We start from the raw sequence: 22,660 nt of genomic DNA, 5'->3' as shown, positions 1-22,660 counted from the left end.
GTTCATCGTCGGGCGAGGATCGGCACGGCGCGAGCCGGGTCGGCGCGAGCCGGGTCGGCGGCGGGCACGAACCCCGAAAGCGAAGACGAACCCCGATTGATCGGGGTTCGTCTTCGCTTTCGGGGTTCTTCATTGATTCGGCACGCGGGCCGGAGCAGCGGCGGGCCGGGCTCACCAGCTCGCGGGGTCAGACGCCGCCGAAGCGCTCGGTGCGGACGCGGGTCGGCGCGTGCCCGAGCTCGACCAGCCACCCGGCGACAGCCGCCACGAAGGAGTTCGCTCCGCAGACGTAGACCAGCGGGTGCTCGGACGCCGGCAGCACGAGCCGCTCGAGCTCGTCCCGCGTGAGTCGCCCCGCCGGCCGCCCAGGCCCCTCGGGAGCGACACGGCTGTAGACCCAGTCGACCGCCAGGCTGCCGGGCCCGCGGCCACCATCCGGCCCGCGGACCGTGCCGGCCGCATCACCACCGTCGGCACCATCGGTGCCGTCGGCACCGTCGGCGCCATCGGTGCCGTCGGCACCGTCGGCGCCATCGGTGCCGTCGGCACCGTCGGCGCCGTCGCCGCCGGGCACCGCGCCGGGCACCGCACCAGCCGAGGAGGCGCGCGCGGCCTCGTCGAGCTCCGCCACGAACCACCGCGAACCCGGGTCGCGCACCGAGGCGAGCAGCCGCATCGGGGGTGCGCCCCGGCCTCGTGCCCGCACCATCGCCATCAGGGGTGCGACTCCGGACCCGCCGCCGATCAACTGCACGGGGGCCGACGTCGGCGGGGTCGCTCCCTCGGGCTCGGGCAGCACGGCGTGGACGGCCGAGTCGGGCTCGAACTCGGTCGGCGGCCAGACGAACCAGCCGCCGATCGGTCCGCGCACCTCGATCGGGTCGCCCGGTTCGGCCGCGTCGACCAGGTAGGGAGACACCTCGCCGTCGTCGAGCCGCTCGACGGTGACCTCGACCTGTGGGACCCGGCCCGCGCCTCCTGTGGGCACCGCGTCCGTCGCGCCTCCCGAGGCGCGGACGTCACTCAGCGAGTACGACCGCACGGCCGTGTAACCGTCGTCGGCGGTGAGTCGCAGGTCGACGTGCTGGCCGGCCCGCGCCGGGCGCAATCCCGGCACGGCCAGCGTCAACGACCGGGCCCCCGGGGACCGCGCCACCGTCGACACGATGGTGGCGGGCAACCAGGCGAACGCGTCACCGGCAGGGTCCGCCCCGGCTCCGGCGTCCGCCGCGGCCCCGGCGTCGGCCCCGGCTCGAGCTCCGCCTCGGGCCCTCGCCCCCGCCTCGGACTCGGCCCCGCTCACGCGTACCGTTCTTCCTTCCACGGGTCGCCGTGGGGGTGGTAGCCCATGCTCTCCCAGAAGCCGCGACGGTCGGTGGCCATGGTCTGGATGCCCTGCAACCACTTCGCGCTCTTCCAGAAGTACAGCCCGGGCACGAACAGCCGGGCGGGCCCGCCGTGCTCGGCGTGCAGCGGCTGGCCCTCGTAGGTGTCGACCACCCAGGCCTTGCCCCCGAGCAGCTCGCTCAAGGGCAGGTTGGTCGTGTAGCCGCCGTGGCTGGTGGCCATGGCGTATTCGTGGGTCGTCTCGAGACCGTCGAAGAGGGTGTCGAGCGAGACGCCGCGCCAGTGCGTGCCGAGCTTCGTCCAGCTCGTGACGCAGTGGATGTCCGTCTCGATCGCCTCGTGCGGCAGGGCCTGGAAGTCGGCCCAGCTCAGCGAGCGCTGCCCGGTCTCGGTCGCGATCTGGAGCTCCCAACGCTTGATGTTCGGCGTCGGGCCGGCCGACAGCACGGGGAACCCGCTCTCGAGGTACTGCCCCGGGGGCAGTCGGGGGTCGGCTGCGCGCCGCCTGCCGAAGCCGGTGAATCCTGCCATGGTGCGCCTCCTCGTGGTGCGTCGGGGTGCGTCGCGGTGCCGCGCGTGCCCGCCAGCCTACGCACGGCCACCGACGCCGAGGGGCCGTGAGGCTGCGTCCGCGCTGGGAGAACCTCGACACCGGCATGGGTGGAGGTCGTACGGTGGATGCAGGTCAATTCGAAAGGACCCCACATGGCTGAGTACACCCTGCCCGATCTGCCCTACGACTACTCCGCTCTGGCGCCGCACATCAGCGCGAAGATCATGGAGCTGCACCACTCCAAGCACCACAACACCTACGTCACCGGCGCGAACACGGCCAACGCCGCCCTCGCCGAGGCCCGCTCGACGGGTGACCTGGCGAACGTCAACAAGCTCGAGAAGGACCTGGCCTTCAACCTCGGCGGCCACGTCAACCACTCGATCTTCTGGACGAACCTCACCCCCGAGACCAGCGAGCCCACCGGCGACCTGCTCGAGGCGATCGGCCGCGACTTCGGCGACCTCGAGAAGTTCAAGGCGCACTTCACCGCCACCGCGCTCGGCGTGCAGGGCTCGGGTTGGTCGGTGCTCGCCTACGACGTGCTCGGCCAGCGCCTCAGCGTCTTCCAGCTCTTCGACCAGCAGGGCAACGTGCCGTTCGGCCTCGTCCCCCTGCTGATGCTCGACGTGTGGGAGCACGCCTACTACCTCGACTACCAGAACGTGCGCGCCGACTACGTCAAGGCCTTCTGGAACATCGTGAACTGGAGCAACGTCGAGGCCCGCCTCGCCGCCGCGACGACCAAGACCGACGGTCTGATCACGCTCTAGTCCCACCCCTGCACCCCGCCGACGGCGCGTCCCCATCCGGGGGCGCGCCGTCGCCGCGTCGGCGGGGCGCGCCGTCGCGGCGTCACCGGCCGACGACTCCTCCCCACCCCCGGCGCGTTCGTCCTCAAGGATGAAAACCCCCGAGGAGGCGCGCGCGGCCCGTCGACCACGCCTTACGGTCGTCGACATGGACACCATCCCCGACGACCTGCGCACCTGGGTGCCGCGTCTCGCGGCCCCCGTCGCCGCCGCGGTCTTCGTGCTGCTGTGGACGATCGCCGAGGCCGGCCGGGGAAACCTCGTCGAGAACGTCGTCGTCTTCGCGCTCTTCGGCATCGCGATCGGCCTCTCCGTGTGGATGCCCTGGACGGCGATCGGGGTGCTGACGGTCGTGCCGGTCCTGCAGCTCGCAGGATGGGTGCAGCCCCCCACCGACACGACCTGGCCGACGTACCTCGCGATCGCGTTCGTGGCCTTCTTCGCGGCCTTCGCCCGGTCGGTCGCCGTCCGCCTGGTCGCCCTCGCCGCCGCCGGCCTCGCCTCGGGGCTCGCCGCGATCACGATGGCCGTGCCCACCCTCGCCCGACCGTACGTCTGGTCGTCGTGGGTCGGCGGCGGGCAGGGCACGAAGACCGACGTCATCACCCTGGCGGCCTCGCTGTTCGGCGCCGCCGCCGCGGCCTGGGCCGTCGGCATATTCCTGTCGAGCGTGCTGCGGGTGCGCCGCATCGGGCAGGTGCTCGAGCGCACCGAGACCCGCTTCCACGAGACCGACGTCGAGCTGCGGCTCGCGCACGACCGGGCCCGCATCTCGCGCGACGTGCACGACGCGCTCGCCCACTCGCTCGCCGTCGTCGTGTCGCAGGCGCAGGGCGCCCTCGCCCTCTCGGCCACGCGCCCCGAGGTCGTCGACCAGGCGCTGCGCACCATCGCCGACGTCGGCCGTACGTCGCTGGTCGACGTGCGCCACCTGGTCGAACGCATCCAGCAGGACGCCGACGACGCGACGCCCCGCGAGACCATCGCCGACCTCGACCGGTTGGCGACGACGATGCGCGACGTGGGCATGACCGTGACCCTGCGGCACCTCGGCGACGCCGCCGAGCTGCTGCCGTCGCAAGAGCTCGCGGTCTTCCGCATCGTGCAAGAGAGCCTGACCAACGCCCTGAAGCACTCCGGCTCGTCGTGCACGGTGGACGTCGCCCTCGACTGGCGCGGACCCGGCCTGGCGCTGCTCGTGACCTCGTCCGGCGACGAACCGCTCGTGGCCGCCCGCCAGGGCAGCGGCCGCGGCACGGGCATCGCCGGCATGACCGAGCGGGCCCGGCTCGCCGGTGGGTGGCTGACGGCGGACCTCGACGACGACGGCGTCTTCGTCGTCACCGCGTTCGTCCCCACGCCCGAACCGATCGGCGTGCTGCAGTCCTGGACGGAGCGACCCGCATGACCGACGTCACGGGCGCGACGACGCGCACCGCGCCTCCTGCCCTGGTGAGGGTGGTCGTCGTCGACGACCAGCCGCTGTTCGCCTCGGGGTTGCAGATGCTGATCGAGGCGCAGCCCGACCTGGTCTGCGTCGGCACGGCCGTCGACGGGGCCGCCGGCGTCGCCCTGGTCGAGCGCGAGCGGCCCGACGTCGTGCTGATGGACCTGCGCATGCCCGTGATGAACGGCCTCGAGGCGACGACCCGCATCGTGGCCGCGGCGGGCAGCGACCCCGAGGCGGCCCCGCGCGTCGTCGCCCTGACGACGATCCAGCGTGACGAGGCCGTGTTCAGCGCGCTGAAGGCCGGCGCCTACGCGTTCTTGACGAAGGACGCGACGCCCGACGAGGTGCTGACGACGATCCGCGCGGCGGCGGCCGGCGAACCGGTTCCGACGGCGGCAGCGGCGCTCGACGTCGTGCACGCGTTCGCCGTGCCGACCCCGTCGCCGTCGCGGCGCACCGCGCCGCTCGACGTGCTGTCACCGCGCGAACGCGAGATCTTCCTGCTCGTGGCGCGCGGCCTGAGCAACGCCGAGATCGCCGAGAGCGCGTGGCTGAGCGAGGCGACCGTCAAGAGCCACGTGCGCGCGGTGCTGCAGAAGCTGGGCATGCGCAACCGGGTGCAGATCGTGGTCTTCGCCTACGAGAACGACCTGGTGGGTCCGGTGCCCGCCGACGAGAGGAACACCCGATGACCGACCACGAGAGCGTCCCGACGCGCACCGCCCCGTCTCGACAGCGACGGGCGAAGCGCCTCACGCTCGGCGCCGTGGTCGCGGTGGTGGCCGGGGTGGTCGCGTACGGCATCCCCGCCAACGCCGCCTACGCCCTGCCCGACCTGCCCGGGAAGGACGTCGACGCGTGGACGATGCCGCTCGACCGGTACGTGACGCTCGGGTCGTCGTCGGTCGGCTACGCCGAACTGCTCGTCGTGCAGCCGTGCATGATCGACGCGGGCTACGACGAGTACGTGCTGCCGTGGCGCGACGTCGCGGCGGCCGATCGGGCCGACGAACTGTCGGTGAACGGTTCGCGGCGCCTCCGGGCGTTCGACCTGGCCACCGCCGAGGCGAGCGGCTACCACGCGGCCTCGGTGCTCGACCCTGGTGCCGCGGCGTGGTCCGAGTTCTCGCAGCAGACGTGGACCGACGAGAAGAGCGACCGCCTGACGTCGTGCCTCCGACAGGCGCGGGCCGAGGTGCCGGCCTTCGACCGCCTCTACGACTATTCCAACCTCACCCAGTCGCTCGTCCGCCTCAACAACGCGGCGTTCGAGGGCGCTCGTCACGACCCGGCGGTGACCGCCACCTGGGCCGACTGGCGCTCGTGCCTGCAGGCCGCCCGGGTCGGCGACGTCGCGTCGGACCCGTCCGGCATGCCGACGCGCGACATGGCCGACCGGTTCACGACGCTCGACTCGACGACGTCGCCGACGGACGACGAGATCGCGATCGCGACGGCCGACGCCCGGTGCCGTGAGAGCTCGGGCTACCGCGACGCCCTCTACGAGGCCGAGTGGCAGCGTCAGCTCACCGTGCCGCACGACGACGGCGAACTGCTGGCGCAGATCGACACCGAGGCCCTCGCCGCCGACGACGCCGCGGTCCGGCGCGTCCTGGACGAGCTCACGCCCCCGCGGCCGACGTCGTGACCGTCGCGCCCGGACGGGCGGTCGCCGAGACCGACGCGCCCCGGGCGGGCGGTCGCCGTGCGACCGTGATCGCGCGCCCCCTCGGTGGGGGACTGGAAAACCGGTCGTCCAGTATCTATCCTGGGACCGCAGAGGACACGTCGGGGGACGGGGGGACGTCCGACGGCCTGATCAGCGGGGGCAACGAGCTGGTCAGGCCCTCGCGACCGGGGGACACCACGGTCGGCAGCACGAACGCCCACATGTCGCGCAGCCGGTCGAAGAGGTCGGCCCGACCGGTCAGGGCCTGCGAGACGATGTGGACCCCGGCGTACGACCCGACGACGAACCGAGCGACGCTCTCGACGTCGGTGTCGGCCCGGAAGTCCCCCTCGGCGACGGCGCGGTCGACGAGACCCGAGATCTGGGCCTGCCAGTCGAGGTACGGGTGCTCGACCCGAAGGTCCCGACTGGGCGACTGGGTGGTCAGGCGGATGCCGGCGGTCACGAGCACCTCGGTGGTCAACTGCGTCGCGAGCGACGCGCACGAGAGCATGAGCGCCTCGGCACCGCTGCCGGCGGCTGCCGACACCTGGTCCGCGTAGGCCCGCGAGAGCGAGTGCTGCTCGGCGATCACGGCGTTCGCCAGGTCGGCCTTCGACCGGAAGTGGAAGTACAGCGCACCCTTGGTCACCTTGGCGGTCTCGGCGACGAGGTCGAGCGAGGCCTCGCTGTAGCCGTGCTCGTCGAAGACGACGGCGGCACCTCGGACGATGGCGGCGCGGGTGGCCAGGGCGCGTTTCTGCTGGGGCATCGGGTGGGTTTCTCCTGCGGGTCGACACGATGCCCTGCGGGGCACCGCACGGCCTCCCCCCGTCGGCCGCTGCTCACGCTACCGGGGCGACCTGCGCCCTCCGGACGCACCCGGGGTACGCGTGGCGAAGCGTTTCGGGGTACGACCGACCGGTCCGCCCGCGGGCGACGTCCAGCCCCGCACCGCGCTAGCGTGCGGGCATGACGCTCAGCCTCGTGCCCATGCCCACCTCCCGCCTCGTGCCGTGGATGCGCCGCTCGACCGCCGAGTACGAGAAGTCGCGCGTGCTCGCCGGTGAGACTCCCGAACAGGCCGCCGAGGCCGCCCGGCGCTCGTTCGGTGAGGCGTTTCCCGACGGCGCCCCCGCCGAGGGCCACCTCGTCTACGACGTCGTCGAGGACGACCGACCCGGCGACCCCGTGGGCATCCTCTGGATCGCCCCGCGGGTGCCCGGCGCGACGGACTGGTGGGTCTTCGACGTCGAGATCGACGAGGCCCACCGCGGGCGCGGCCTCGGACGGGCGACGATGCTGCTCGCCGAGCAGGCGGCGGCCCGGCACGGCGCCGCGACCCTGGGCCTCAACGTCTTCGGCTACAACGACGTCGCCCGACACCTCTACGAATCGCTCGGCTACGAGACCACCGCGGTGCAGATGAAGAAGCCCGTCAGCGCCTGACGGCCGGCCGGGGAGGCGCGGTGCCGGTCTCGGTGACGGCCACCGACCCGGGCGGGTCGACCCGCGCCTCCTCGGGGTCGCCCTCCGCGGCGCGCGCCCGGGGCACGCGGCTGGCGTAGAGCACGCCGCCGACCACCGCGACCCCGGCGACGAGCTCGACCGTGTCGGGCACCTCGCCGAACGCCAGCCACGACGCGAGCACGCCGACGACGGGCACCAGCATCGAGAACGGTGCGACGGTCGCCGAGGGGTAGACCGAGAGCAGGCGGGTCCAGATGCCGTAGCCGACCAGCGAGGCGATCAGCACGAGGTAGAGCAGGCAGAGCACCGACGGCAGGGCCTCGAGCGTGAGGACGGACCCGAGGCTCTCGCCGATGCGGGCCGGACCCTCGACGACGAACGACAGGGCGAGCATCGGCACCGGCGCGACGATCGACATCCACAGCGTCAGGTGCAGCGGGTTCGGCGGCGCGGCGCGGCGCACCGCGACGTTGCCGATCGCCCAGCCGAGCGCCCCGCAGAGCGTCAGCACGACGGGCAGCAGCGCGGCGACCTGTGACCGGTGACCGGCGATGACGACGAGCCCCACGACGGCGATGCCGATGCCGACCGCCTGCCGTCGCGTGATGCGCTCCCGCAGCCAGACGCCGGCGATCACGACCGTGAACGGCGCGGACGCCTGCAGCACGAGCGAGGCGAGCCCCGAGGGCATGCCCGCCGCGATGCCGAGGTAGAGGAACGCGAACTGCAGCATGCCGAGGGTGGCGCCCACGAGCAGGAGGCGCGACCACGGGATCGCAGGACGCGGCACGAGCAGCACGGTCGGCACCGCGAGCAACGTGAAGCGGAGGGCCACGAGCAGGAACGGCGGGAAGTGCTCGAGGGCGATCGCCGTCACCGGGAAGTTCACGCCCCAGCAGACGGCGACGACGAGGGCGAGGAGGCGGTCGCGGACGGTCACGGGTCCATGGTGGCGCGCCCGACCGTTCAGGACCAGCACCGATGACGGGATGGTCTTTGTAGGCTGCCTTCATGGACCTCACCCACCTCGACCTGCTGCGCGAGTTGGCCGACCGGGGCAGCGTCACCGCGGTGGCCGAGGCGACGCACCGGTCGCCCAGTGCCGTGTCGCAACAGCTGAAGACGCTGCAGCGTCAGCTCGGGGTCGAGCTCGTGCGTCGGGTCGGGCGGGGCGTCCGGTTGACCGAGGCGGGCCGGGCCCTGGCCCGGGCCTCGGTGGGCGTGGCGACGGCCGTCGCCGAGGCCGAGGCCGCGTTCGAGGTCGTCCGCGGCGGGACGGGCGGCATCGTGCGCGTGTCGATGTTCGCGTCGGCGGCCGAGCTGCTGCTGCCCGGTCTCCTGCACCGCATGCGGGCCCACGAGGGCATCGAGCTCGAGGTCGCCGACCGTGACGTCTCCGAGGACGAGTTCGCGCCCCTGACCGCCGACTTCGACGTGGTGCTCGCCCACCGGTCGGACGGCGTGCTGCCACCGGGGCGGGACTCGCTCACGGTCGTGTCGCTGCTGCGCGAACCGCTCGAGGTGGCCCTGCCGCTCGACCACCGCCTGGCCGACCGGCCGCGCGTGGCGATCGACGACGTCGTCGGCGAACCCTGGATCGGCGTGCCCGAGGGGTACCCCATCGACCGCGTGCTGGTGTCGATGGCCCTGCAGTCGGGAGTCACCCCGCTCGTCGTGCACCGCACCGTGCACCTGCCGCTGATCGAGGACCTCGTCGCCGCCGGCCACGGGGTCGCCCTCGTCCCGCGCCACACCTCGGCCTCGCGGGCCCCCGGCAGGTTCCACCTGGCGACGCTCGAGAACGTCCGGGCCGGCCGACACCTCGAGGCCCTGATGCGCCCGGACCGGGCCGCGCGACCGGCCGTCCGCACCGTCGTCGACGAGATCCGGGCCGAGGCGGCGTCGATCGAGGTGCACGACGACCCGGTGGGCACCACCACGGGCGAGTTCGGCTGATGCGGGCGGATGCGGGCGCCCGGAACCGCCGAACACGCCCGCCTCACGGCATCTGACGCCCGGCAGCCGTCAGCGCACGCCCTTGGCCGCCAGGAAGACCACGGGGTCGGTCGCGACGCCGCCCTGTCGCACCTCGAGGTGCAGGTGGCAGCCGGTCGAGCCGCCCGAGGTGCCGACGCCGGCGATGTCCTGGCCCGCCGCGACCCGTTGGCCGACCGAGACGTGGATGCCGCTACGTTCCATGTGGGCGTAGGCGCTGCTGACCCCGCCGCCGTGGTCGACGACGATCAGGTTGCCGTAGCCGCTCGACGGGCCCGCGTAGCTGACGCGACCGGCTGAGACCGCGTAGATCGGCGTGCCGCAGGTCGCACCGAAGTCGGCGCCGGCGTGCAGCTTGTACTCGCCCGTGATCGGGTGGGTGCGGTAGCCGTAGGCCTGGTACGAGCCGTACGACCGGATGGCCGCGACCCAGCCGGTGCCCGGGTCGGGGACGGTGACCCCCGGGCCGGGCCCACCCGTGCCGGGAGCGACCGGACCGGTGCCGCCACCGGCGACCGGCGCCGGTCGGGCGGCCGCGGCCGCCGCAGCCGCCTGGGCCTGGGCCTGGGCCTGGGCCTGGGCGTAGGCCTGCTCGAGCGTCAGGCGGTCGTCCTCGAGCAGGGCGGCCTGGGCGGCGAGGGTGGCCTTCTCGTCGTCGACGGCGGCGAGGTCGGCCTCGGCCGTCACGCTCGCGGCCGCGGCCTCGTCGAGTGCGGCCTGCGCGTCGCCGGCGAGCCGGTCGCGTTCGGCGAGCGCGACGGCGGCCTGTCCGGCCAGCGAGGTCGCCAGGTTGTCGGCGGTCTGGGCCCGTTCACGGAGGCGTCCGACGTTCTCGCCGAGCTTGCTCGACAGGCTGAGCCCCTTGGGCACCTCTTGCGCGCCGTCGCCCGCCGAGAGCAGGTCGCCCACCAGCCCCCCGCTGCCGGGTCGGGCCATCAGGGCGGCGGCCTGACCCACGATCCGGCGTGCCGAGTCGGCGGTCTCGCGGGCCCCGGCCCGGCGCGTCTCTAGCTGCTCGTGTCGTGCCGTGGCCTCGTCGACGGCGGCCCGGGCCTCGCCCAGGACGCGACCGGCCTCGTCGGCCGACGCGCGTGCGGCGTCGGCGCGGGCCGTCGCGTCGTCGAGCGCGCCCTGGATGTCGGCGAGTGCCTTCTTCTTCGCGGCTTCGTCGTCGCGCGCCGCGACGACGGCCTGCCAGGTGGGTGCCGCCGCGGCGGCGGGGTCGGGGACGACCACCACGGTCAGCACGGCCAGAGCCAGGACGACGGTGGCGGCCGCCGACCGCCGGGGCGGGAGCACGACCGACACCCGGCGGGGCACGGAGCCGGCCGACGACCGGCGGGGCAGGGGGGCGGTGTGACGTGGGGAGTGGTCCGAGGGGGGCATGGCTCTCTGTCTGTCTGACTGGTGCGGACGCGGGGTGGACGCGCGTCGGCGACGGTGCAGGGGGTCCGCGCTCGGGCTCGCGGATGATCCACCCTATCGAGGGGCGGGGGCGCGACGGGCACGGACGACGGGCACCGCGCCTCCTCGGCGGTGTCGCCGGGCTGGGGACGAGGCGTCGCCACGGCCTACGCAGGGTCCGGGACGCCCGCGAGGTACGGCGGTGTCCCCCTTTCGGCCCCTGTGGCCGAGGGGGCATCCGTGGTCGACTGTCCCTTCCACCACCGTCGGGGCAGCACCCCCGACTGCGCCGAGAGAGGCGCAGATGGCATCGTCCCGACGCACCCCGGCCGCCCTCGGCCTGCTGGCCGCGGCGGTCGTGCTCGTGCTGACCGCGTGCTCGTCGGGCGACGGCACCCGACCCGTGCCGACCGACGGGCCGCCCACGTCGAAGCCGACCCCGACCTCGACCCCGACCCCGACGTCGCAGGCGACGCGCGTGACGGCCGACACCATCCGGACGGCCCCGACCGAGGCGGTGTTCCACGGCGGCATCGCGCTCGAGCCGAACTCGCTGGCGGCACGGGCCGAGGCGACCCTCGGCGCCGACGGCGAGACCGACGCCTCCCGTGCCGCCGCCCTGATCGCCGAGCGACCGGTCGCGATGTGGATCGGCGACGGGTACGACGACGCCCAGCTCGTCCGGGTGATCACCGACTACCTCGTCGCCGCCGAGCGGCAGGGCGCGACGCCCGTCTTCGTCACCTACGCGATCCCCGACCGGGACTGCGGCAACCATTCGGCCGGCGGGCTGTCGGCCGAGCGCTACCCGGCCTGGAACGCCACCATCGCGGCCACCCTCGCCGGGCACCGGGCCGTCGTCATCGTCGAGCCCGACTCGCTCGGCATGCTGAGCCGGTGTCCGCAGCTGGCCGACGTGCGCCTCCCGTTGCTGAGGCAGGCGGTCGCCGACTTCGCCGCGGCCGGCGTGCCCGCGTACCTCGACGGCGGCAACTCGCACTGGGTCGCGCCCGAGGTGATGGCCGACCGTCTCGAGGCGGCGGGCGTCGACCGGGCACGGGGCTTCTTCACCAACGTCGCGGGCTTCTACCCCGTGGGCGACGAGCAGCCCTACGCCGAGGAGGTCGCCGCGATGACGGGCGGCAGCCGCTACGTCATCGACGTCTCGCGCAACGGCCGCGGCTGGAAGGGCACCTGGTGCAACCCCGACGACGTCGGCCTCGGCCAGGACCCCCGCGTCGTCGACGACGACGGACGCCTCGACGCCCTGCTCTGGGTCAAGACCCCCGGCATCAGCGACGGCACCTGCAACGGCGGCCCGGCGGCGGGCGAGTGGTACCCGTCGTACGCCGAGATGCTCGTCGACCGCCGGCCGGAGTGGGCCCGCAGCTGACCCGCTCCGGGCGGCGCTGCCACCGGGCACGCCGCCACGACGTGGACACACCGCCACGCGATGACGTGGCGCGGTGTCCACGTCGTGGTGGGAACGGGGCAGGCGTGGGTCGGTGCGGGCAGGCGTCCCGCGCCCGCGCGACGCTCAGCGCAGGCGGGCGCGCAGCAGCTCGAGGAACTCGTCGGCCATCGCGAGCTGTCGCTCGAGCTTGGCGCGGCGCTCGACGGTCTCGTCGACGAACGCCGCCAAGGAGGCGCGGGTCGCCTGGGCGCGCACGTCGCCCTCGTCGTCCGGCTCGCCCGCACCCTCGGGCCCGCCCACACCGTCCGCGCCGTCCGCACCGCCCGTACCCTCGGGACCGCCCGCGCCGTCGAGCGCCCCGACCACCCGCAGCAGCTCGGCCATCTCGTCGAGGCTGAACCCGAGCGGCTTCATGCGCCGGATGACCATCAACCTCAGGTAGTCGTCGTGCGTGTAGAGCCGGAACCCGCCCTCGCTGCGGCCGGAGGGAGTGAGCAACCCGACCTCGTCGTAGTGCCGGATCGTGCGCAGCGACATCTCGGTGCGCTCGGCGAGCTCGCCGATCTGCATCATGGCGGTCTCGTCGGGCATGGGCTCTCATTTCATCTCTACCCTCACGTGAGGGTAGGGTTGCATCGTACGGCAGCGTCGCCGGTCCCATTCTTCCCCACACCTCTGGAGTCCCCCGTGACCGTTGCCCCCGACGCCGACCGCGCGCGCCCTGAACCCGCCGCGCGGTCGGCCCGCCCCGCCGACACCGTGCTGTCCGTGTTGCGCGACCCGCGCCTCCTGACCCGCGAGGCCCTGGCCGGCGTCGTCACGACGCTGGCGCTCGTGCCCGAGGTGATCTCGTTCTCGGTGATCGCCGGCGTCGACCCGATGGTCAGCCTCGTCGCGTCGATCGTGCTGGCGCTCGTGATGTCGGTGCTCGGCGGTCGGCCGGCGATGGTCACGGCCGCGGCCGGGTCGGTCGCCCTCGTCATCGCACCGCTCGTGCGCGAGCACGGCACGGACTACGTGCTGCCGACGGTCGTCCTGGCCGGGCTCGTGCAGCTCGCGTTCGGGTTGGCCGGCCTCGCGCGGCTGATGCGGTTCATCCCGCGGTCGGTCATGATCGGCTTCGTCAACGCCCTGGGCGTGCTGATCTTCGTGGCGCAGGTGCCGCACATCATCGACCAGCCCTGGGTGGTCTACCCGCTCTTCGCGCTGACGATCGCGATCGTCGTGCTGCTGCCGAAGGTGACGAAGGCCGTGCCGGCCCCCCTGGTCGCCATCGTCGTCGTGACGGTCATCGCCGTGGCCGCCCGTCTCGACGTGCACACCGTCGGCGACGAGGGCCCGATGGGCGGCGGCCTGCCCGGGCTGACCCCGTGGCTCGCACCGTTCACGCTCGAGACGCTGCAGATCATCTGGCCGACGGCCCTCAGCGTCGCCTTCGTCGGACTGATGGAGACCCTGCTCACCGCGAAGCTCGTCGACGACATCACCGAGACGCCGTCGCACAAGGGCAAGGAGTCCTGGGCCCTCGGCGTCGCCAACATCGCGTCCGGCTTCTACGGCGGCATCGCCGGCTGCGCCATGATCGGCCAGACGGTCGTCAACGTGAAGATCGGACGAGCCCGCACGCGGGTGTCGACGATCGCCGCCGGGCTCTTCCTGCTGCTGCTGGTCACCGGGCTGAGCGCCGTGATGTCGACGATCCCGATGGTGGCGCTGGCCGCCGTGATGATGATCGTCGCGATCTCGACCGTCGACTGGCACTCGCTGAAGCCGTCGACCCTGCGCCGCATGCCGGTGCCCGAGACACTGGTCATGGTGGTCACGGTGGCCGTGGTCGTCGCGACCGACAACCTGGCCCTCGGCGTCGCGGTCGGCGTGCTGCTCGCCATGGTGCTGTTCGCGCGCCGCGTGGCCCACGTGATCACGGTCGAGCGTCGCGTGACGCCGGCTGCCGTGGCCGACGCTCGTGGCTCGGACGCGTCGGACGTTTCGGACGCAGGAGGCGCGGGTGCGGTCGTCGGGTCCGCCCCGGCCCCCGAGACGGTGCGGTACGACGTCGTCGGCCCGCTGTTCTTCGGCAGCAGCAACGACCTCGTCGAGCACTTCTCCTACGGGGACGACCCCGCGACGGTGGTCGTCGACCTGTCGCGCGCCCAGGTCTGGGACGCGTCGAGCGTGGCGGCCCTCGACTCGGTCGACGAGAAGTTCCGGGCACACGGCGTCACCGCGACGTTCATCGGGCTGGACGACCGCAGCCAGGCCTTCCACGGGCGGCTCACCGGCCGCCTCGGCTAGCCGGCCGGCCCGGGGACGCGACCCGCGCCTCCCCGCCCTCACAGACGCCCGCAGGCCCTCACGCTCGCTGCTCACCGGTCGCGGGCGCGCACTCCGCGACAGCACGCCGTCGGAAGCGCGCCCCACCACCTCACGACACGGGACCGTCGGGCGAGGCCTCGCACGGTCTCGGTCGGCGGGAACGCCGGACAGACCCGGCCGAACCGACCTGGCCGACCGACCCAGCCGGACGACCCCGTCGGCGCTCAGCCGTCGATGCGGACGAAGTGGTGCGCCTGGTTCCAGATCGGGCGGACGTCGACGAAGCCGCCGGGCTTCGGGGCGTCCAGGATCATGCCGTTGCCGGCGTAGATGCCGTCGTGGGCGAGGTTGTCGAAGACCACGAGGTCGCCGGGCACGGCCTCGGACTCGGGGATCGTGCGTCCCTCGGTGTTCTGAGTCGGCACGTAGTGGGTCAGCTTGATGCCGAACTGCGCGTAGACGAAGGTGATCAGGCCCGAGCAGTCGAACTTCGAGGGGTCTTCGCCGCCGTGCACGTACGGCGTGCCGATGTACTGCAGCGCCACCGCCAGCACCTGGTCGCGGTCGAGCTCGGGGTAGATCGGGTTCGCGAGGTAGTCCGCCGTCGTCGGACCCTCGTAGGTCGTGTTCGCGGCGGCCTTGCGGTTCTGCAGGTTCTGCGTGACGACGTCGACCATCGACGTGGCCGAGTAGGCGTCGCGGGCCGTCTCGTCGGACTCGTCGGTCAGCGACGCCGTGTCGACCGAGAAGCTCTGCGAGCCCAGCGACGACCTGGCCGAGGCACCTGACGCGACGGCCTGCGCCTCGTCTCCGGTGGTGGCGAGCAGGGGCAGCACGCCGCTGGCGGCGAAGCCGACGATCGCGGTGACGATCGAGAGCTTCTTCACGGCGGTGCCGACGCTGTGGGCGGCCCCGGCGCGAGACCGGCCGCCGTGAGGCGTCGAAGCGGGACGGGCGGCCACGGCCTGGGTCCGTCGCGCACGACGGGTCGACACGGAGCGGCCGACCGCCGAGGAGGCGCGGGTCGCGACCGAGGGACGACCCTCGTCGGTCGCGGCGGAGGTCTCGAGGCCCAGGGTCGGGCTGATGCGTGCGGGGGCGTCGCTGCGGCGAGGACGGACGCGCGGGGCCACGGCGGCCTCGGCGGCACCGACGAGGGCGGCGCACTCGACGAACGACTCGCGGTGCGAGGTCGGCAGCACGTCGCGACGGGCACGACGCTCGCGTCGCTCGACGGCGAGCCGGGCCGAGCGCTCACCCAGCGGACGGGCCCCGGTGGCGCCGGACGCCGAGGGGTTCTGACCAGCACTTTCGTCGTGACCGGAGGTCGCGCCACCCTGACTCGTCGAGGTCGGGTCGGCGGGCTTCGTCACGCGTGCGGTCCTCTCGTCAGGGGGTGGTGCGAACACTCGACCCTAGCGCGCATCATCCTTCAGGTGTAGTTGCACCGAGAAAAAGGTCACGGATCGGTCACGGGATCATGCGGGTGAGGCGCCACCGGGTGAGCCCGGGTCACCCTCACCCGATGCTGGGCCGCCGGAGCGTGCGTCCCGGCCCCGGCCCTCACGGCGCTCGGTCTCGCGCCGGTCGACCTCGCGCCGCCGGACCTCTCGCCGCAGGGCCCGCCGCTCGCGCCAGCTCGGCGGCGGGGGCGGTACGGCTGCGGCCTCGGCGGCACGCCTCGCCTGCCGGCGCTCGTGCCAGAGCAGCACCTCGGCGTCGACGTCGCGGGTGGGCGTCACGACCGGCGGGCCGCCCGACAGCTGCCGCCTCGCCTCGACGATGCGCGCGTTGAAGTCGTCGAGGTGCGACCGCACCGCGGCCTCGGAGCGCAACCGGTCGAGTTCGGCGTGCAGCCCGCTGCTCTCGGCCCGCAGCGACAGGGCGGGCGGGGCGAGCCCGGTGAGGCCCTCGCGTTCGATCAGGCCGCGGATCCACCAGTCGGGGTCGACCGTGCCGCCCGCGAGCCCCGGCAACGGCTTGCCGGCGAGCGGCAGGTCGTCGAACTCGCCCCGGGCGATCGCGAGGTCGATGGCCGTGCGCGCCCAGGCCCGCATCTCGGCCGCCGTGCGGGTGTCACGGGGCGCGTCGTCGCTCGGCACGTCGCCGTCGACCCGGTAGCGCGCCGCCTCGACGCGGTGGTCGCGAGCGGGGGGCCGACGTTCGGGCGGTCGACGTTCGGGGTCTGGGGTCATGCGCCGCGCCTCCTGCGCTCGTGTCGTGGGCCGGGCCGTGCCCGGCCGCCACCCGGGCCCCTCGGCCCGGCTCGTTCGTGGCGTCGAGGTTACGCCGCGCCACCGACACCGGCCGGGCCTAGCCTGAGAGCCCCGCCCGCCGCCCGAGGAGGACCGATGCGCGACGCCGCCCCACCTGCCCCCGCCACGATCTCGACGGCCCACGTGCTCTGGATCGTGGTCGTCGCCGTGGGCGTCGTGGGTGCGGTCCTGGTGATGCTGTTCGGCGGTCCGGCACGGGTGTCCACGTCGGGCGGCACCCTCGCCAACCCCCGCGGGGCCGACGTCGCGGGCGGCGTGTTCGCGATCGTGCTGGCCCTCGTGCAGCTCGCCATCGCCCGGTCGATGCGCGACGGGCGGCGGTGGGCGCGGACCGCGCTGCTCGTCCTGACGATCTTGCAGGTGCTCGGCACCCTGAGCGGGGCGAGCGGGGGCGGGGCGCTCACCTGGGCCTCGGTGGCCTGTGCGGCCGTCGCCAGCCTGCTGATGCTGCTACCGCCGTCGACCGCGTTCTTCGAACGGCACGCCCGCTAGCTCGGGCCGGGCGCCGCCGGGGAGGCGCGATTCGCGTCCCGAAGAGGCACGGCTCTCGTCGTGGAGGAGCGCGGCACACCCGCCGGGCGGGCGGACCCCGTCAGGCCGAGCGTCCCCGTCCGCGGGCGCGCAGCACGTCGACGACGACGGCGCCGACCACGGCCCCGGCGCCGAGCAGGGCCAGGACGGTGCTCGAGCGCACGAAGTCCGAGCGGCGCCCGCGGGGCAGGCGTCCGGCGGCGAGGTCGTGCAACAGCTGACCGGACGCGGCGAGGCAGGCGGACTCGGCCTCGGCGTCGTGCAGCGACCAGTCGGGCACCGACACGTCGCCGATCACCGAGACGTCGCCGTCGTCCGCGTCGAACCAGACGTCGATCGGGGCCCGTCGCGGCCCGGTGACGGTCAGCACGCGCGACTGCCAACCGGCGCGGCGGATCGCGCCTCCCGGCACCTCGTCGCCGACCCACGAGTGGACGACGCGCAGTCGCCCGCTCTCCTCGGCGGCGGCCAGGTCGAGGGCCCGCCGCAGCCGGTCGACGAACGGCGGACGCTCGGGTTCGGGCAACGAGATGGTCGGCAGGCCTCGGTACATGCCGACAGTGTGCCCCGCCCGCCTGGACGCCGTCGCCAGCCCGCCGACCCCGTCACCAGCCCACCCGTCCGGCCCGCCTGCCCGCCGACCTGCCCGGCTGCCTGCCTGCCCGCCCGGCTGCCTGCCCGCCTGCCCGCCGACGCAGACCACCCGTCCCGGTCGCGGACCACCCGCCCCGCCGGCAACTCAGGAGAACGACGACCCCGACACCGCCAGGAGGCGCGGCGCGCGCCGATGCCCTGAGTTACCGACGGCAGGCGCGCACCAGACGCAGGAGGCGCGGCGCGGCACCCGGCACTGCCCGCGCCCGTCACACGCTTGGCACGGAGGCCCGCAGGCAGTTGACTGTGTCCACCGTCCGGCCCGCACAGCCGGCACCCCACAGCACACCCGTTCCCGGAGGTCCCCCCTCATGCCCGTCCGCCCCGCCGCACCCGCCGCTCCCGCACCCGCCGCAGCCACCCGCTCCCGAGCCGCCCGCGCCGGGAACGGTCCGTCGTCCCGCCTCCGCCACCCGCGCCTCCTCGGGGTCGCCGGGGGCCTCGCCGGCCTGGCCCTGCTCGCGGGGTGTGCCAGCGCCCCGGCCGACGGCGGCCCCTCGGGCGGTACCGCCGCGGGCGACCACTGCGCCCGCATGGTGACGAACTCGGGCGGTCTCGACGACCGTTCGTTCAACCAGTCGAGCTGGGCGGGCCTGCAGAAGGCGGAGAAGGACGACGGCATCCAGGCCCGCGTGCTCGTCTCGACGACCGAGAACGACCTGGCCCCGAACGTCGCGCAGGCCGTCGACTCGGGCTGCGGCTTCGTGCTGACGGTCGGGTACGAGCTCGCCCCCGCCACCGAGGAGCAGGCGGCGGCCAACCCCGACATCGACTTCGCCATCGTCGACGAGACCGTCGACGCCCCGAACGTGAAGCCGATCCTGTTCGACACCGCGCAGGCCTCGTACCTCGCCGGATACCTCGCGGCCGGTGTCAGCAGATCCGGCAAGGTCGCGACCTTCGGCGGCGGCAACCAGCCCCCGGTCACCCTGTTCATGGACGGCTTCGCGGACGGCGTCGACGCCTACAACGCCGCGCACGGCACGAGCGTGCAGCTGCTCGGCTGGTCGAAGGAGGCGCAGGACGGCTCGTTCACCGGCGACTTCGAGGACGTCAACAAGGGCAAGCAGCTCGCCCAGGCGCTGATCGACCAGGGTGCCGACGTCATCATGCCGGTCGCCGGCCAGGTCGGCGAGGGTGCGGCGTCGGCGGCACTCGCCACCGGTGGCGTCGACGTGATCTGGGTCGACAACGACGGCTACGACACCCTGCCCGCCGAGTACCGCCCGATCGTGCTGACCAGCGTCATCAAGGACACCGAGAAGGCCGTCCAGCAGATCGCCGTGTCGTCGACCGACGGCACGTTCAGCAACGAGCCCTACGTCGGCACGCTCGACAACGGCGGCGTCGACCTCGCGCCCTTCCACGACCTGGAGTCCTCGGTCAGCCCCGAGCTGTCATCCGAGCTGGACGCCCTGCGCGACCAGATCGCGAGCGGCGCCGTGACGGTGACCTCGCCCAGCCAGCCGTAGCGACCCGCGCCCGACCCGGCCCGGCCGCCCCGCCGAGTGGGCAGGAGGTGCTCTCCGGCGCGAGCCTGGCAGCACCTCCTGCCCACTCGCGCCCTCCGGGAGGGGCGAGGCGCGAGGAGACCCCGGCCGAGGACGCCCCGGCCGAGGAGGCGCGGGTCAGGAGGCGACGGAGGCTCCGGCCCGGCGCGCCCCGGCCCGGGCGACCGCGGTGCGCACGGCGGCGACGACGCGCTCGGTCGTCATGCCGCGCTCACGCAGCGCGTCGGCGGCGGGAGCCGAGAGGCCGAACTCGTCGATGCCGACGACGACGCCGTCGGGGCCGGCGACGCCCTCCCAGCCGAAGCTCGCCGCGGCCTCGACGACGACCCGCGCCGACACCGCCCGGGGCAGCACCTGCTTGCGGTACTCATCGGGCTCGGCCTCGAACCACTCGCGGCAGGGCATCGACACGACGCGCACGGCCAGATCGTCGAGCTGCGCGACGGCCTCGAGCACGAGGGCGACCTCGCTGCCCGTGGCGACGACGACCACGTCGGGCGTCGCACCGGTCGGCGTGCCGCCGGTCGGCGTGCCGTCCTGGACGACGTAGGCCCCGCGGCGCACGCCCTCACGGACGACGTCGGCCGGCGTCGACGCGACGGGCAGCGGCTGGCGTGCCAGCACGAGACCGGCCGGGCCGTCCTTCTCGAGGATCGCGAGCCAGGCCGCGGCCGTCTCGGCGCCGTCGGCCGGGCGCACCACCGAGAACCCGGGCATCGCCCGCAGGCTCGCCAGGTGCTCGATGGGCTGGTGGGTCGGCCCGTCGGCCCCGAGCGCGACGGAGTCGTGCGACCAGAGGTACGTGACGGGCAGCTGCATGAGCGCCGCCAGTCGGATGGCCGGTCGCTGGTAGTCGCTGAACACGAGGAAGGTGCCGGCGAAGAACCGCGACCCCTCGATCAGCGCGATGCCGTTCATGGCCGAGGCCATCGCCCCCTCGCGGACGCCCCAGTGGACGTTGCGACCGGCGCGGCCGGTGCCGGGACCCTCCTCGGGGAGGTACGACGCGCCTCCTGCGATCGCCGTGCGGTTGGGTTCGGCGAGGTCGGCCGAGCCACCCCACAGCTCGGGCATCGCCTCGGCGAGCGCCTGGATCACCTTGCCGGACGCGTCGCGGGTGGCGAGCGTGTCGCCGGGCGAGAAGACGGGGAGGCGCGACCCGAGGTCCGCGGGCAGGGTGCGCGACCGTGCGCGCTGCCGTTCGGCGGCGGCCACGGGGTGCGCGAGCTCCCAGGCGTCGGCGGCGACCTGCCAGGCCTCGCGGGCGGCGCGCCCCCGCTCGATCGCCGAGCGGGTGTGGGCGAGCACGGCGTCGTCGACCGTGAAGGGCTCGGAGTCGACGCCGAGCTCGACCCGCGTGGCCGCGACCTCGGCGGCACCGAGCGGGGCGCCGTGCGAGGCCGAGGTGCCGCGGGCGTTCGGGGCGGGCCAGGCGATCTGCGACTTGAGCACGACGAGGTGCGGGCGGTCGCCGCGGCGGTCGGTGGTCGAGAGCACCTCGTCGAGGGCCTCGACGTCGACGTCGCCGTCCGAGGCGAGTCCGACGTGGTCGACCCGCCAGCCCTGGGCGGCGAACCGCGCGCCGACGGCCTCGCTCGACGTGAGGCTCGTGTCGCCCTCGATCTGGACGTCGTTGTCGTCGTAGATCACCGTGAGGTTGCCGAGGCGGTGCCGTCCGGCGAGCGCGCCGGCCTCGTACGAGAGGCCCTCCTGCAGGTCGCCGTCCGAGGCGAGCACGAAGACCCGGCGGTCGAAGACGGACTCGCCCGGGGCGGCGTCGGGGTCGGCGACGGCACGCTCGTGCAGCATCGCCATCGCCATGCCGACGGCCGTGGCGAGGCCCTGCCCGAGCGGCCCGGTCGTGGTCTCGACGCCGGGCGTGTGGCCGAGCTCGGGGTGACCGGGGGTGCGCGACCCGAACGAGCGGAACGCCTTGAGGTCGTCGAGCGACACGTCGTAGCCGATGAGGAAGAGCTGCGTGTAGAGCAGGACGCTCGCGTGGCCGCAGCTCAGCACGAAGCGGTCACGGCCTGCCCAGTCGGGTGCCAGCGGGTCGTGTCGCAGGTGCTTCTGGAAGAGGAGGTGCGCGACGGGTGCCAGCGCGGCCGCCGTCCCCGGGTGGCCGGACCCGGCACGCTCGACGGCGTCCAGGGCGAGCAGGCGGGCGGTGGTGACGGCGGCGTGGTCGAGGTCGTGGGTCACGTGTGGGGGGCTCCGGTTCGGGGGTGGGGCGGGCGCGGACTCCGACGACCGTAACCGAAGGCGTCATGACGTCATGACGAATCAAGACGACTCCCGACTTGCGTGCCCACCCCTCGGGACGTACTCTCGTCGAAGTCATCATGACGACTTGACGACCTGACGACTCGATGACCCGACGACCCAGGCCGGGACGGGCCGGCACGACGCCGCCCCATCCCCTGGGCGGCGACCCACTTCAGCAACGACGCGGAGGCACCGGATGAGCACCACGAGCGGCACGAGCAAGTACGTGGCCGTGCGCGAGCACCTGCTGTCCCGCATCCAGAAGCTCGAGGCCGGGTCGCAGCTGCCGGCCGAGCCCGTGCTCTGCGACGAGTACGGCGTCAGCCGCATCACGCTGCGGCACGCGGTCGACGGCCTGATCGCCGACGGCCACCTGGTGCGCGAGCACGGCCGGGGCACCTTCGTCACCGAACCGCAGTACCGCCTGCACTACCGCGAGCGCTTCGCCGACGAGGTCAAGGGCTTCCACGCCCAGCAGACCGGTGAGGGCTTCGCAGTCAGCACGCGCGTGCTCGAGCAGAAGGTCGTGCGGGCCGGCGAGACGGTCGCGAGCCACCTCGACATCAACTCGGCCGACGAGGTCGTCGAGCTGACCCGACTGCGCTTCGTCAACGGCTCGCTGCACCACCTCGTCGTGACCTGGCTGCCGTACGCGCTCTTCCCCGAGACGGCGACCGTCGACTTCACCGACGGCTCGCTGTACGGGCACCTCGACCGCGAGCACGGCGTCACGCTCGCCCGACAGGACCTCCTGGTCTCGCTCGACGGCGCGAGCAGCGTCCACGCCGACGAGCTCGACGTGCCGCTCGGGACGACCCTGTTGAAGATCGCGTCGACCGTGTTCGACGGCGACGAGCGGGCCGTCGCGTACGGCACCAGCCACTTCACCCCGCAGAACAGCGAGATCTTCTTCGGCCTGCACGGCTGACCGCCCGGGCGCTCCTCGGCCGCCGAGCCGCGCCTCCCGAACCCGCCCGACCACCACGACCCCGA

Annotated in this window: 21 protein-coding genes; 11 read left to right on the top strand and 10 right to left on the bottom strand. The window is 73.9% G+C overall.

All coding sequences use genetic code 11. The features are described 5' to 3' along the window. Positions 1-187: 187 nt before the first annotated feature. Positions 188-1,303, bottom strand: coding sequence for an FAD-binding oxidoreductase (locus tag AC3CCI_RS07605; RefSeq protein ID WP_488628608.1), 1,116 nt, complete (start codon positions 1,301-1,303; stop codon positions 188-190). Beyond that, complete coding sequence (locus AC3CCI_RS07600; protein ID WP_488628607.1) at positions 1,300-1,878, bottom strand: molybdopterin-dependent oxidoreductase; 579 nt, start codon at positions 1,876-1,878, stop codon at positions 1,300-1,302. Before AC3CCI_RS07600 ends, AC3CCI_RS07605 begins: the two co-directional genes overlap by 4 nt. A gap of 174 nt (positions 1,879-2,052) precedes the next feature. Between AC3CCI_RS07600 and AC3CCI_RS07595 the strand changes: the two genes are divergently transcribed. The 4 genes from AC3CCI_RS07595 to AC3CCI_RS07580 all read left to right on the top strand — a co-directional run bounded on the left by AC3CCI_RS07595 (position 2,053) and on the right by AC3CCI_RS07580 (position 5,810). Further along, the gene (locus AC3CCI_RS07595) at positions 2,053-2,673 is read left to right on the top strand and encodes a superoxide dismutase (RefSeq protein WP_055976080.1); all 621 of its coding nucleotides are present in this window, start codon (positions 2,053-2,055) and stop codon (positions 2,671-2,673) included. A 187-nt stretch (positions 2,674-2,860) separates the two neighbouring features. Continuing rightward, positions 2,861-4,120, top strand: coding sequence for a sensor histidine kinase (locus tag AC3CCI_RS07590; protein WP_488628606.1), 1,260 nt, complete (start codon positions 2,861-2,863; stop codon positions 4,118-4,120). Next, positions 4,117-4,854, top strand: a complete 738-nt coding sequence (locus tag AC3CCI_RS07585; protein WP_488628605.1) for a response regulator — start codon at positions 4,117-4,119, stop codon at positions 4,852-4,854. The genes AC3CCI_RS07590 and AC3CCI_RS07585 overlap by 4 nt, the downstream gene beginning before the upstream one ends. Further along, positions 4,851-5,810 carry a hypothetical protein gene (locus AC3CCI_RS07580; RefSeq protein ID WP_488628604.1) on the top strand — a complete coding sequence of 320 codons (960 nt, stop codon included), beginning with the start codon at positions 4,851-4,853 and terminating at the stop codon, positions 5,808-5,810. Before AC3CCI_RS07585 ends, AC3CCI_RS07580 begins: the two co-directional genes overlap by 4 nt. Before the next feature lie 115 nt (positions 5,811-5,925). Here AC3CCI_RS07580 and AC3CCI_RS07575 read toward each other — a convergent pair whose 3' ends face one another. Beyond that, positions 5,926-6,603 (bottom strand): ScbR family autoregulator-binding transcription factor, encoded by a 678-nt coding sequence (locus tag AC3CCI_RS07575; protein ID WP_354593899.1) that lies wholly within the window; start codon positions 6,601-6,603, stop codon positions 5,926-5,928. A 200-nt stretch (positions 6,604-6,803) separates the two neighbouring features. On the opposite strand from AC3CCI_RS07575, the gene AC3CCI_RS07570 reads away from it, so the two are divergent. After that, positions 6,804-7,280, top strand: a complete 477-nt coding sequence (locus AC3CCI_RS07570) for a GNAT family N-acetyltransferase (protein ID WP_488628603.1) — start codon at positions 6,804-6,806, stop codon at positions 7,278-7,280. Here AC3CCI_RS07570 and AC3CCI_RS07565 read toward each other — a convergent pair. After that, complete coding sequence (locus AC3CCI_RS07565; RefSeq protein ID WP_354593901.1) at positions 7,270-8,241, bottom strand: EamA family transporter; 972 nt, start codon at positions 8,239-8,241, stop codon at positions 7,270-7,272. The two genes, AC3CCI_RS07570 and AC3CCI_RS07565, sit on opposite strands and share 11 nt — an antisense overlap. Positions 8,242-8,312: 71 nt before the next feature. Between AC3CCI_RS07565 and AC3CCI_RS07560 the strand changes: the two genes are divergently transcribed. Beyond that, positions 8,313-9,257 (top strand): LysR family transcriptional regulator, encoded by a 945-nt coding sequence (locus AC3CCI_RS07560; protein ID WP_354593902.1) that lies wholly within the window; start codon positions 8,313-8,315, stop codon positions 9,255-9,257. A 69-nt stretch (positions 9,258-9,326) separates the two neighbouring features. On the opposite strand, the gene AC3CCI_RS07555 is transcribed toward AC3CCI_RS07560, so the two are convergent. Beyond that, positions 9,327-10,682 carry a peptidoglycan DD-metalloendopeptidase family protein gene (locus tag AC3CCI_RS07555; RefSeq protein WP_488628602.1) on the bottom strand — a complete coding sequence of 452 codons (1,356 nt, stop codon included), beginning with the start codon at positions 10,680-10,682 and terminating at the stop codon, positions 9,327-9,329. Positions 10,683-11,004: 322 nt separating this feature from the next. Between AC3CCI_RS07555 and AC3CCI_RS07550 the strand changes: the two genes are divergently transcribed. Continuing rightward, positions 11,005-12,093, top strand: a complete 1,089-nt coding sequence (locus AC3CCI_RS07550; protein WP_488628601.1) for a glycoside hydrolase family 6 protein — start codon at positions 11,005-11,007, stop codon at positions 12,091-12,093. Positions 12,094-12,237: 144 nt separating this feature from the next. Here the strand turns inward: AC3CCI_RS07550 and AC3CCI_RS07545 are convergent, their stop codons facing one another. Continuing rightward, positions 12,238-12,705 (bottom strand): MerR family transcriptional regulator, encoded by a 468-nt coding sequence (locus AC3CCI_RS07545; RefSeq protein ID WP_488628600.1) that lies wholly within the window; start codon positions 12,703-12,705, stop codon positions 12,238-12,240. Between the two features lie 96 nt (positions 12,706-12,801). Between AC3CCI_RS07545 and AC3CCI_RS07540 the strand changes: the two genes are divergently transcribed. Beyond that, a complete protein-coding gene (locus AC3CCI_RS07540) occupies positions 12,802-14,409 on the top strand; it encodes a SulP family inorganic anion transporter (protein WP_488628599.1) in 1,608 nt (535 codons plus the stop codon). Positions 14,410-14,654: 245 nt separating this feature from the next. Here AC3CCI_RS07540 and AC3CCI_RS07535 read toward each other — a convergent pair whose 3' ends face one another. Both AC3CCI_RS07535 and AC3CCI_RS07530 read right to left on the bottom strand, forming a co-directional pair. Beyond that, positions 14,655-15,803, bottom strand: coding sequence for a C40 family peptidase (locus tag AC3CCI_RS07535; RefSeq protein WP_488628598.1), 1,149 nt, complete (start codon positions 15,801-15,803; stop codon positions 14,655-14,657). A 105-nt stretch (positions 15,804-15,908) separates the two neighbouring features. After that, positions 15,909-16,625: a DnaJ family domain-containing protein gene (locus AC3CCI_RS07530; protein WP_488628597.1), complete on the bottom strand. Its 717-nt coding sequence runs from the start codon at positions 16,623-16,625 to the stop codon at positions 15,909-15,911. 156 nt (positions 16,626-16,781) lie between these two features. Here AC3CCI_RS07530 and AC3CCI_RS07525 point away from each other — a divergent pair, with 156 nt between their 5' ends. Beyond that, positions 16,782-17,198, top strand: a complete 417-nt coding sequence (locus AC3CCI_RS07525) for a hypothetical protein (protein ID WP_488628596.1) — start codon at positions 16,782-16,784, stop codon at positions 17,196-17,198. Positions 17,199-17,298: 100 nt separating this feature from the next. Here the strand turns inward: AC3CCI_RS07525 and AC3CCI_RS07520 are convergent, their stop codons facing one another. Continuing rightward, complete coding sequence (locus tag AC3CCI_RS07520; protein ID WP_488628595.1) at positions 17,299-17,790, bottom strand: hypothetical protein; 492 nt, start codon at positions 17,788-17,790, stop codon at positions 17,299-17,301. A gap of 412 nt (positions 17,791-18,202) precedes the next feature. On the opposite strand from AC3CCI_RS07520, the gene AC3CCI_RS07515 reads away from it, so the two are divergent. Continuing rightward, positions 18,203-19,363, top strand: a complete 1,161-nt coding sequence (locus AC3CCI_RS07515) for a BMP family lipoprotein (RefSeq protein ID WP_488628594.1) — start codon at positions 18,203-18,205, stop codon at positions 19,361-19,363. A 156-nt stretch (positions 19,364-19,519) separates the two neighbouring features. Here the strand turns inward: AC3CCI_RS07515 and AC3CCI_RS07510 are convergent, their stop codons facing one another. Next, positions 19,520-21,604, bottom strand: coding sequence for a transketolase family protein (locus AC3CCI_RS07510; RefSeq protein ID WP_488628593.1), 2,085 nt, complete (start codon positions 21,602-21,604; stop codon positions 19,520-19,522). Between the two features lie 259 nt (positions 21,605-21,863). Here AC3CCI_RS07510 and AC3CCI_RS07505 point away from each other — a divergent pair, with 259 nt between their 5' ends. Next, entirely contained in the window at positions 21,864-22,595 is a 732-nt protein-coding gene (locus tag AC3CCI_RS07505; protein WP_354593912.1) for a GntR family transcriptional regulator, read from the top strand. The last annotated feature ends 65 nt before the right edge of the window (positions 22,596-22,660 follow it).

Source organism: Frigoribacterium sp. CF331 (assembly GCF_057787905.1).
Note: the sequence above shows the minus strand (reverse complement) of the source record. Positions and strands in the feature narration are given on the sequence as shown.